Annotated in this window: 3 protein-coding genes; all 3 read right to left on the reverse strand. The window is 26.7% G+C overall.

What is annotated here, in order from left to right; translation table 11 throughout:
* A partial coding sequence (locus tag VN21_RS00230) for a lecithin retinol acyltransferase family protein (RefSeq protein ID WP_046821493.1) occupies nucleotides 1–392 on the reverse strand: 392 nt, incomplete at its 3' end.
* Between the two features lie 57 nt (nucleotides 393–449).
* Nucleotides 450–1,310, reverse strand: a complete 861-nt coding sequence (locus tag VN21_RS00235; protein ID WP_046821494.1) for a YitT family protein — start codon at nucleotides 1,308–1,310, stop codon at nucleotides 450–452.
* A gap of 254 nt (nucleotides 1,311–1,564) precedes the next feature.
* Nucleotides 1,565–3,067, reverse strand: coding sequence for a PAS domain-containing sensor histidine kinase (locus VN21_RS17750; protein WP_052951923.1), 1,503 nt, complete (start codon nucleotides 3,065–3,067; stop codon nucleotides 1,565–1,567).
* Between the last annotated feature and the right edge of the window lie 199 nt (nucleotides 3,068–3,266).

Here is a 3,266-nt window from a genome sequence, read left to right on the forward strand (position 1 = left end):
TATAAAGAGTAATTTAATAAGATAATGAAAATTATAATTAAAACTATAAAATCAACTTGGTTAGATTTGCTAACTCCGGTTTGGCACCAATGACCAAAATGCTCACAGTTATTAAAAATTATATTGAAATTTTGTTCTCCAATACGTGAATTAGCTCTTTTTACAACTTCAAAAGGTTCTGTAAAATTATTTTTAAACTTACAAACCTTAAAGCTTTCATTACCGGCTAAAAATCTATCCATAGTAGTTTTTCTAATACACATTTTACGTAAAAACTTGTCATCGATTTTTCCATCATAATGTATAACGCAATCATCATTTATATATATGCCAAAATGCTTATACAATCCATGATCTGAACATATTAAGTCTCCATAATTAGCATTAGACATAAAAAATCCTCCTAAAATCATATATAAGTAAATTATGATTTTAAGAGGAGAATGTTACTATGCTATTGATTTAAATCCTTCACCTAATACTTCATGAACATCACTAACGATTATGAATGCTGATGGGTCTATATTTTTTATTACTTTTTTTAGATGAACTTCTTGTTTTTTAGAAACAACTACTAATAAAACATTTTTATCTTCATTAGTATAGCCTCCTTTACCTTGAAGGAAAGTTACACCTCTATCAAGTTCTTTAGTTATTCCATCTCTTAAAATATCAGACTGATTAGATATAATCATGAATGCTTTTGAGTAGTTAAGACCAGAAACAATAGCATCAACTATTTTAACTACGATGTAAAGTGCTACCCCTGAGTAAAGAGCTGTTTCTAAATTTTTACTAGCAAAACCAGCAGATATAACAACCATACCATCTAATATAATCATAAACTTTGCAAGAGGAATATTTGGAAAAGCTCTATTTAGCATAAGTGCAATAAGATCTGTTCCTCCTGTAGAAGCATCCATTTTAAGGACTATACCAAGGCCGACACCAAGACATAGGGCACCTGATATAGAACATAATAGGACATCTTTTGTTATGTCAAAGTTGGATAAAGATGATGTAATACCTAATATTATAGAAAATACAGTCATTCCAATAAGTGTTTTTATAGAATCTTTAATTCCTAATATCTTAATTGAAAATATTACTAAAGGAATACCTATAGCAAGCATTACAACAGGAATAGGAAGGCCTGTAAGTTTTCCTAATACTAATGAAAGACCGCTAAGTCCTCCGGGTGCAATTGTATAGGGTTTAAAAAACATATTTATTCCCACACTCATAAAAATAGATCCAACTAACAGTCCTAAAGACTGAAATAAAAAATCTTTAAAAACGTTTTTCTTCATAAAACACCTCACAAAAATATTTGACATTATTCCATAGAGTATAGTATAACAAAAATTTACTTATAAAGGGAATATGTTTTTCATTAGTGGAAATTTTAAAATAATTTGAAATAATAAATTAAAATTAAAAAATATTTTTATAGTTCATGTGTTTCTATTATTATTAGCTTTAATTTGCTCTATAATTCACATTAAAATTATTACAGCTTTTATTCAAATAAAAAAGTGGATAAATCTTAAAAGATTATCCACTATTATGCATATATATCAGAAAACTCAACTTCAATTTTTTGCACGAAATTTGCTTTTAGATTACAGTCATCTATTAGTTCTAATTTGTGGCTGTATAAATTACATGGCATATTTATTATAAACTCACTACCTTGCCCTAGTTCACTCTCAACATCTATATTCCCACCATGTAACTCAACTAAAGACTTAACTAAAGACAGCCCTATCCCACTTCCAACTTTAGTATCTATACTTTCATGCTTAACTTGTTTAAATCTATCAAATACTTTGTATAAGTCTTTTTTAGGTATTCCGATTCCTTCATCTTTAACCCTTAATTGGATCTTATCTTTAAGGTCTTTTATAGTTACTTGTATTGTTTTCCCTTTCCTATTAAACTTAAATGCATTTGATAATAAATTTAAAACTATCCTCTCCATTTTGTCTAAATCAAATCCTATAACTTTTTCTTCCACATCTGTATCAAATATTATATCCATTTCATTTTGATTTGCAAAATCGCTTACAGAATCACAAATACTCTCAACAAAATTAACTATGTCATAATTTTTAGGGTTAAATTCTACATCTTCATAAGTTAACTTAGTTGAGTCAATTAAATTGTCTACTAGTTTCAATAGTCTATATCCATTTTGTTTTATTATATTTAAATACTTATCGTCTCTATCATTTGTTTTGTTATTTATTATATCATATCGGTAATTTAACATTTGAACTGAACTAAATATTAAGTTTAATGGTGTTCTTAATTCATGCGCTGTATTGGCTAATGCTTCTGAACGTGCTCTTTCTAATGCTTCTTCATGCTCTTTTCTCTCCGTTATATCCCTTGCTATTCCTATGATTCCAATTACCTCTCCACAATCTGATATTATAGGTGTTTTTATGATTTCTAAATAAATTTTCTTTCCATTTTTTAATATAACTTTTTCATAATACATTTTAGTAGATCTAGTGTCTATAACCTCTAAATCATTCTCTCTATAACTTTCAAAATTTTGACTAATCACAGGTAAATCCTTATAACTTTTACCTATTATGTCATTTCTATCTAATTCTACTAGCTTGGTTGCATAGCTTTTATTGCAACCTACTATATTCCCCTCTATGTCTTTATAAAATATATAATCTGGGATCGTGTCTATTAGTAATTGTACGGTTCTTAAATGCTGTATCTCTTTATTTTCTACAAGCCATAATACATATTTACTTTCTTTTACATATGATATCTCTACTTTATACCACCCATCTAAATAAGAAATATATGAATCTTCATCTAATTTACCTTCTTTTAGATTTTTATCTAAAATAGAAGGTATAATATCATTTATACTTTTTTCTTTGATATATTCTTCATCCAGATTCACAAGCTCACAAAGTTTATCATTAAAGTCTTCTATTATAAAGTCTGTAAAAATTTCTTCTTCATTTTTTATAGCTTGTCCATATATACATGGCAATGGACATACTTTTAAAATTTCACTACAAAGTTTAAAGTTTAGCATTCCCCCACCCCTAACAAAATTACTCTATATAGATTATAACAAACTTGTTTCTATATTTCATTATTAAATTGTTAATATTGTTTATATTTTGTTAATAAGTCTGTTGATTATTTTAAAAATATGTTTTTTTATAATTGTAATTTAATATTTATTTTATTTTTTACACTTAAAAACATTTTTCTATAATATTTTTCACTAT

The sequence above is a fragment of the Paraclostridium benzoelyticum genome (assembly GCF_001006285.1).
GTDB lineage: Bacteria > Bacillota > Clostridia > Peptostreptococcales > Peptostreptococcaceae > Paraclostridium > Paraclostridium benzoelyticum.

Excerpts from the sequence above, each read along its gene's own strand:
- VN21_RS00235 (WP_046821494.1), bottom strand. The coding sequence starts at position 1,310 with ATGAAGAAAAACGTTTTTAAAGATTTTTTATTTCAGTCTTTAGGACTG.
- VN21_RS17750 (WP_052951923.1), bottom strand. The coding sequence starts at position 3,067 with ATGCTAAACTTTAAACTTTGTAGTGAAATTTTAAAAGTATGTCCATTG.